Annotated in this window: 7 protein-coding genes; 3 read left to right on the top strand and 4 right to left on the bottom strand. The window is 37.4% G+C overall.

What is annotated here, in order from left to right; genetic code table 11:
• Both MW688_RS18385 and MW688_RS18380 read right to left on the bottom strand, forming a co-directional pair.
• The coding region (locus MW688_RS18385) for a tetratricopeptide repeat protein (protein ID WP_486737470.1) at positions 1-745 on the bottom strand (745 nt) is incomplete at its 3' end.
• A gap of 18 nt (positions 746-763) precedes the next feature.
• Positions 764-1717 (bottom strand): tetratricopeptide repeat protein, encoded by a 954-nt coding sequence (locus MW688_RS18380; RefSeq protein WP_486737469.1) that lies wholly within the window; start codon positions 1715-1717, stop codon positions 764-766.
• Positions 1718-2111: 394 nt separating this feature from the next.
• Between MW688_RS18380 and MW688_RS18375 the strand changes: the two genes are divergently transcribed.
• The 3 genes from MW688_RS18375 (at position 2112) to MW688_RS18365 (ending at position 6708) form a co-directional block, all read left to right on the top strand.
• Positions 2112-2858 (top strand): hypothetical protein, encoded by a 747-nt coding sequence (locus tag MW688_RS18375; protein ID WP_486737468.1) that lies wholly within the window; start codon positions 2112-2114, stop codon positions 2856-2858.
• Positions 2859-3173: 315 nt separating this feature from the next.
• Complete coding sequence (locus tag MW688_RS18370) at positions 3174-5405, top strand: caspase family protein (protein ID WP_486737467.1); 2232 nt, start codon at positions 3174-3176, stop codon at positions 5403-5405.
• Positions 5406-5475: 70 nt separating this feature from the next.
• Positions 5476-6708 (top strand): trypsin-like peptidase domain-containing protein, encoded by a 1233-nt coding sequence (locus MW688_RS18365; RefSeq protein WP_486737466.1) that lies wholly within the window; start codon positions 5476-5478, stop codon positions 6706-6708.
• Between the two features lie 396 nt (positions 6709-7104).
• Here MW688_RS18365 and MW688_RS18360 read toward each other — a convergent pair whose 3' ends face one another.
• On the bottom strand, positions 7105-7260 hold the full coding sequence (locus MW688_RS18360) for a hypothetical protein (RefSeq protein ID WP_486737465.1): 156 nt from the start codon (positions 7258-7260) through the stop codon (positions 7105-7107).
• Positions 7261-7426: 166 nt separating this feature from the next.
• Positions 7427-7684 carry a hypothetical protein gene (locus MW688_RS18355; protein ID WP_486737464.1) on the bottom strand — a complete coding sequence of 86 codons (258 nt, stop codon included), beginning with the start codon at positions 7682-7684 and terminating at the stop codon, positions 7427-7429.
• Between the last annotated feature and the right edge of the window lie 438 nt (positions 7685-8122).

Genomic DNA, 8122 nt, shown 5'->3' with positions numbered 1-8122 from the left:
TCATTGCCAAGGCTTCAGTATAGAGGGGTTCTGCTTCTGGGTATCTCCCTTGTGACTCGTAAAGTTTTGCTAAAATACCAAGGCTAGTGGCTACATTAGGATGGTCTTGAGGATATAGGCGCCTATTCATTTCTAAAGCTTCAATCAAAAAGGGTTCTGCTTCTTCTAATCTCCCTTGAGAATAGTAAAGTGCTGCTAAATTATTGAGGCTAGTGGCTACATTAGGATGGTCTTGAGGATATAGGCGCCTATTCATTTCTAAAGCTTCAATCAAAAAGGGTTCTGCTTCTTCTAATCTCCCTTGACGTTGGTAAAGTGCTGCTAAAATACCAAGGCTAGTGGCTACATTAGGATGGTCTTGGTTAGGGTATAAACCTCGTCTTATCTCTAAAACTCTCTCTAAAAGTTGAATAGCCTCTGAGTATTTACCCTGTTGATACAGTTCAATAGCTTCTGCTTCTAGTTCATCAGCTTCTGCCTCCTCTGACCCTGATTGAGCCAGTTGCATTGGCTGTGTCTGCATAGTCATATCTGCATCTTCCCAGCATTTGGCTATAACATCCCCATCACAATCTCTGATTTGATTGTATTCAATTGCTGGTGTATTGTGACTCCCAAGTAATTGTTCCCTTCTACCTTCTGTTTTCTGTTGACTGCCTTGTTCAACTTGAGCTAACATTTCTACAGAGAAAAAAAGACTTAATACACTCAAGCTGATAACTTTTGCTAATTGTGGTTGACTCATAGTTAATTTACCTAAATCCTAACGATATACTGAATTTAATTTGAGAGCAGACAGAAAAATTTGGGCATCTGCTACTAATTTCTCTCCCCATAAGTTTTTAACTAAAAACTGAGGCTGAAGATAATCGGGGTTTTCTTTCAAGGGTATTTCTCCTAACTCTAGGGCGGCGGCTTCTTCTCCTTGTTGATAAAGAGCGATCGCCAAAGCAATTTTTGCTTCTGTAGCATGTTCGCTAATCTCTAAAGCTGAGCGCCAGTAATCGATTGCCTCTTGAGAGTTACCAGATTCGTAAGCAAGTAAGCCCAAATTAACCAATGCTGACCAAAATCCTGCATCTAGGACTAAAGCTGCTTGATAATCAGCGATAGCCTCTGCTACTTGACCTTGTTGATGATGAATAGTTCCTAATTGATAAGTTAACAAAACTTGACTGCCGCCACTGTAACTTTCTTGACTAGAAACAATGGCTAAAGCTCTTTCAATCATGGCGGTGGCTTCTTCATAGCGACCTTGTTCTTGATAAAGCCAACCTAAGCCATCTAAACTCATAGCTACTTCTGGATGATTGGGGCCTAATTTCTCTTTTCTAATTTCTAAGGCTTTGAGATGTAAAGCTTCTGATTCATGATAACGACCTTGAACGCTATAAATTACGGCTAAACCATCAAGACTGTCAGACACTTCGAGATTATCTGGTCCAAACAGGCGGGTACGAATTTCTAAAGATTCTATCAATAGTTCCTCTGCCTGGTCATATTGACTCTGTTGATAAAGCCGAATCCCTTCTCGATAAAGACGACGAGCTTTTTCTCTAGGAGATATCAGAGGGCTATTCTCTGTTGGTAATTGATAGGTCAAAATTGAGGGAGAAAATTGATCGAGGGTTCCAGGAATCGCCAATTCTGAGAATTTCAGAGATAAAATACCACTGCACACTAAAGTTAGAGAGGATAATTTAATCAACTTATACATAGATTTACTGGTTTAATTATTTTATTTAGGGCCATTGTAACAATTAAGTATTTAAATTCATGCCTTTCGAGAAAACTAAGTCATAACCAAAAGCTTAAAACCTTACTATTAATGTATACTAGAGCGTTTTTCAGACTCATGAGGTTGTACCTAACTCCTGCCTCCTGCCTCAAAAGTATAACCTTTGTAACTCATAAGAATGGGAACTGCTATAGTTGACTGTTTTCTGTTTATGGACTCTAATTTTCTTAAGACATTATTTAAAGAGAAAATATTCAAAAAATTTTTAGGTATATTGATATTGTATTTACCCGATTTTCCTTTTAGCAGAGTAAATTACTGCTTTTACTAAATGAGTAAGAGCTAATAAATTATTGTAGGAGAGAAAAACCTAATGAAACGACAACTTCTTTCACTCATTTGTGGACTTACTTTGATCACCACAGCTAGTCATCTAAAAACATTTACTATGTCTAGTGCCATTGCTGAAGATGTAGACGAATCACAAACAAATGTTAGTACAGAAAAAGGAGAGGAGACAGAAAAAGCACAACAGGTATCAAATCTTAACTTAGCTTATGCTTTAGTTAAATACGCAAGAGAGCAAGAAGATCCACAAATGATGATCACTGCGGCTAAAATTATTATGGAAACTCCCGCAGAATCTTTAACTCTAGATAAAACTACAGAAGAAAATGAATCAACTAGTGTAGCTGAAGCAACCAAAGAAGATGAAACTCGTGACATCAGTGCTGAAGCAGTTTTAGCAGAAGCGAAAGAACTTGCTGGTAATGACCCTACTATGATCGCCATGATTACAGATCTTGAACAACAAGCAATTGCTTCTAGAGGTAGAATCGGCGGACCAAGTCGTCATGTTGATAGCGTTAATGCTGGCAGTACTGATGTATATGTTATTCCTTTTCGTGCTGGTAGAGTTGCCCGTATCGGTATAGATGGCGATGGAGATACTGATCTCGATTGTTTCTTATACGACCAAAATGGTAATCTCATTGATTCAGATACTGATTATACAGATACTTGTTTACTACAATGGACACCTCGTTGGAGTGGTGATTTTGTCCTAGAGATTGAAAATTTAGGGAGAGTGTACAACAGATATCTATTATTAACTAACTAAGTTATTTAACAAGTTTGAAATTATTTAGTTTTTAAGACAAGATAGACAGTTGTTATAAATTATTTATTCCCTGTAGCTTTAGATAGCGATCAAAAGTAATAAAATGGAGTTAAATACTATTTATCGGAAAATAGATTTAACTCCACTCATAAGCACAGAAAAGGTTTGGCCATCATCGAAAAACTCTAGCTAATACAACCTAGATTAATTTTATCTATCTATTTTAGTTGTTGGGTTACCGACCTTTAACTCGAATAAAGTTACAAAAAAAATCACAAAATCTTCAAGTTAGGAGTCACCTTTGGAGCAAAAATAATGCCTAATTGGAAAAGAAGACATTTTTTACAATTTACTGGTTCCGCTTTAGCAAGTGCGGCTTTAACGAACTTAAAATTGCAAAAAAAAGGGCTACAAATAGCTAAAAGTTTAGCCGAAGATACACCGCGCAAAATAGCTCTTTTAGTGGGTATTAATCAATATTCAGACCGTCCTCTCAAAGGTTGTATTAATGATGTAATTTCCCAACGAGAGTTATTAATTCATCGTTTTGGTTTTAATCCTCGGGATATTTTACTGCTAACAGACGATAGTGAGATTAAACCAACTAGAGAAAATATTTTACAAGCATTTCAAAGCCACCTGATTGACCAAGTTAAGCCTACTGATGTAGCCTTGTTTCATTTTTCTGGACATGGTTCGAGAGTTTTAGATCCTGATAGTACAAGTATTGACAAGCTTAGTAGTACTTTTGTTCCTATAGATCGAAAAAGGCGCAGAGTCAATCAAGATATTACTGTATCTGATATTACCGGCAGAACTTTATTTCTACTCATGGCAGGAGTTAAAACTGATAACTTAACAGTAGTATTAGATAGCTGTCATTCAGGAGGTGGCACTAGAGGTAATTACCAGGTGCGTTCCCTTTCCCGCTTTACTGAAGATGTAGACAAACCATCAACAATAGAGTTAGAATATCGTCTTCAACTGCAAAATCAAGTTAAACTACCAGGGGCAGATTTTGAGCGAGAATTACCCAAAGGAGTAATTTTTGCTTCAGCGCAACCTGAACAACTAGCTGTTGATGCTGGTTTTGATGGTTTTTACTCAGGAGTTTTCACCTATGCTTTAACTCGTTATTTGTGGCAAATGACCGATTCATCTTCAGTGACAACCACTTTTGATCCAGTTGCTCGTGAAACTACTCGCATCTCTACTCTCAATCAAGCCCCCAAACTTTACTTAGCTGATGACCTAGAATCACCCCTTACCTATTTTCTTCCCACAACAAACTCTGCTGGAGATGGTGTAATTCGTCAACGGCAAGGGTCAAATGTAGAAATTTGGTTAGGAGGATTATCTGCTTTTAGTTTAAGTGCATTTAGTCAGGGATCTCAACTGATAGTTGTTGATAATCAAGGGGCAGTCAGTGGTGAAATTCAGCTAACTGAACGTCAAGGGTTATCAGCACAAGGTCTTATTTGTCAAGAAGCTACACCGGGAGGAATAAAAGTTGGTAGTATTGTACAAGAAAAAATGCGTTTGATTCCTAAAGATTTTCAGTTAAAGGTAGGAATAGATCCCTCTTTAGAAACTACCCCCTCTAATTTAGCTAGTAACAGTAAATTAGACAGGATTAATTTTCAAGAACTACAGACGGGTGAAGTAGATTATATCTTAGGGAGAGTAACCTCAGAAACGTTACCAGAATTTAAAACTATAGATGGTTTTGCTACACCTCCTCCGTTGAATAGTATTGGTTTATATTCACCAGGTCTTAAACCACTACCTGAGTCTTTTGGAACACCTGAAGAATCGCCTATTCAAGCATTGGAGCGCTTACAAGCTAAACTCAAGGGTTTACTAGCAGTTCGCTGGTTGAAATTAGCATTGAATACTGATTCATCTTTGTTGAATATGCGTGTAGGGATGATCGCTAATAGTGATCGTACTGTAGCTGAATTAGTAAGAGGAGAAACTCAGTCAGAATCACTACCAGAAGAGATCGCTGTTGACTTTCAAAATCCTCAAACTCGACTGTTAGAAATTCCTCTTGGTACAAATATTCAATTTGATATTCGTAGCTTGGAAAACCGAGATCTTTACTTAGCAATTTTAGTAGTTGATTCCACTGGTTCAATCAGTGTAATATTTCCTAGTATCTGGTCAGGAGAAGCTGATGTTAATCTTTTACCTGCTAGTGGAGTAAGAGTAGTTCCTGGGGCTAATGACAAGTTTAGGTTAGCAGTGCAAGAGCCTTTAGGAGTGACAGAAGTGTTAATCATCGTTTCCTCTTCCTCAATGGCTTCTTCACTAGAATCTTTAAATAGTTTGGCTCGCGATCGCGGACAACAAAGAGGTCCCCAAGGATTTAGCGGAGAATCATTAACAGTTATTGAAGATTTACTAGAAGACTTTAATGAAGAAACTCAAGGAAGTGGTGGTAAAAATTCTAGAACTTGTCCCCCTATACCTTCAGATTCTCTCAACATCGAAACTGGACAATTAGCGGCTTTTTCTTTATCTTTTGTAGCCACAAAAGGAAATTGACACTCCCTGTATAAAATGTCGATGGTTGTCCGATATAAATAATAGAAAAGTTTATTGAGATTAAATTATTATGGTTAAAAGTTTTTCCCCAAGCCGCGATCAAAAAACATTCATAGAATCTGCTAAGAAATCAGCAATGTTAATTCTGTGTGGAGTAACATTGAGCTGGAGTTTATCCTCCTGTGACTTTGATTCTACCTCTAGTCAGGCTAATTCTCCTGACATTAGTACAACGGAAGGTCAAGTCACTCCCCCAAGCATAACTCCCGCTAGTTTAACTTCTACTTCTTCAGAACCAATCCAATCTGTGGCTGATGTGGTAGAAGTAGCGGGTAACGCAGTCGTAACTATAGACACTGCTAGTCGCCAAGCAAGTATTGATGGGCCTAGTTCTTACAAAAAACAAGCTTTTGAGGAATTTTTCGGCCATTTTCCTACCCCTGATCAAGAAAATCCTGTACAAAATGGCAGCGGTTCTGGTTTTATTATCAATACTGATGGTCACATTATTACCAATGCCCATGTAGTAGATGGAGCTGATGAAGTTACAGTAACCCTAAGAGATGGGCGTAGTTATTCTGGACAAGTTTTAGGAAGTGATCCTCTCACAGATGTGGCAGTTATTCGTATAGATGCTGATAATTTGCCTGTGTTAAGTTTAGCTGATTCAGATAAGTTAAGAGCTGGAGAATCTGTAATTGCTATTGGTAACCCTTTAGGGCTAGATAATACTGTAACCACAGGCATCATTAGTGCTACAGGTCGTTCTAGTGGCGAAATAGGAGTACCTGATCGCAGAGTGGAATTTATTCAAACTGATGCAGCAATAAATCCTGGTAACTCAGGAGGTCCACTTCTTGATAGTCAAGGTCGAGTAATAGGTATTAATACTGCAATTATTGCCGATGCCCAAGGATTAGGCTTTGCTATTCCTAGTAATATAGCCCAAAGAGTTGCTAGTCAAATAATTGAAACAGGTGAAGTAGCACATCCCTATATAGGAGTACAAATGGTAACTTTGACTAGCTCAGTAAAAGAACAACTGGGGTTGAGGGAGTTAGATGATTCTACCCAAGGTGTTGTAGTCATTGAATTAGTCTCTAATTCCCCGGCTGAGGCAGCAGGATTACAGCCAGGTGATATTATTACTAAAGCTAACGGAAATGCAATTACTACTGCTAGTGACTTACAAAGACTTGTAGGGTCTCTTGAAGTAGGTGATGACTTATCTCTCGAAGTATGGCGAGAAGGTGAAGACATTGAGATTACATTAGTTGCAGCTAAATTACCTACTCAAGGCTGAAGACGCAATATTCATAGTCTCTCTTCAAGAAAGTGTGGGGACTAAGAACAAGATTGGGTCAGCTCAGACCAAAGCATCTTTACCCAAAGTTACTGGTTGTGGTTGAGTAATGAGTTTTGAAGTAATGAGTAATGAGTTAAAGAATTAATGCTCAACGCTTAAAAATTGATTCTCGTCTGTTGGCCTATTCAGTACTTTTGTTCTGGTGCAAGATATGAGGCTAAGAAAGAATGTAGAATTTAGAATTGAGAATTATAACTATAGTAGGGTGCGTTAACTAAGTGTAATGCACCATTAATATTTTGTAGTCCGCAGCTTATTTGTATAATTGTTTGATAATATAGTAGTGTAGATTAACAATGTGTAACGCAGCATTAATATTTTGTATTTAGAAGCTTATCTATCGAAAAAGTTACTTTTATCGATAAGTAACAAAAATAGACGATTAGAAGCATCAAAACGACGTACTCCTTGATTTTCATATAACCATCGCACCAATGCTTCAGGATTTGCTATAGAATCATTTAATAGTTGTTCTCTGTAATTTTGCAATTCAGAAATAAGTTCAGAAGCACGATCATGAGGTATTCCATCTGTTCTTTTCGAGATAGCGAACGCAGCTTTAAAAATCTCATGCCATCTTTGGTATTAGCAAGTTCTTGAATTTGGTCGTTACTAAAAAAAGTATTGGCGGTATCAAAATCCATCATAGTTAATGTTAATGTGACTTATTAGGATAGTTGGTTGACCATTCATTTATATTACTAAATATATTATTAATATATTTAGTGTGTAATTGAGTAATGTTTTTACCATAAAGTAAAACAAAATCTGTCTTTAGTCCTCCTTTTCGGTTATCTTGAACTACAGAACCAGCAGAGTATTCCATAGGATAACAGCCAATATATTTGAGTTCTGACGATCGCTCAAGTTCATATAGACTATTCCAGTGACTATCAGATCTAGCATTAAACATTACTGCTAATAACCCATTATTTTCTAGTACACGAGCGCATTCATCAAATATATTAGATAATTTTAGTCTTGATTTATTGTTTTAGTAGGGTGTGTTAACCTGCGTGTAACGCACCATAACATTATAGAGTTTCAGACAATTCCTAGTTATATTCAAAGAAAGTTGTTACCTTTCTGGTTTTTGGACTAAAGTCCAACTACGAACCTCTCTGCTTGTGCGATCGCCCCTTGGACTATTTTTGTTACTTTTGTTAATACTGTAGTTAGATTGTTGGGTGGAGTGACCTCAACCCAACCTACAAATTGTAATCATAGTAGGGTGCGTTAACCTGCGTGTAACGCACCATAAGATTATAGGGCTTCATGCAAGCTCCTAGTGCGATCGCCTCATATCTTCCACCAGAACTTATGTACTAATTTTTAAGGAAAAATGTTCTTT

Source organism: Johannesbaptistia floridana (genome assembly GCF_057440575.1).
Note: the sequence above shows the minus strand (reverse complement) of the source record. Positions and strands in the feature narration are given on the sequence as shown.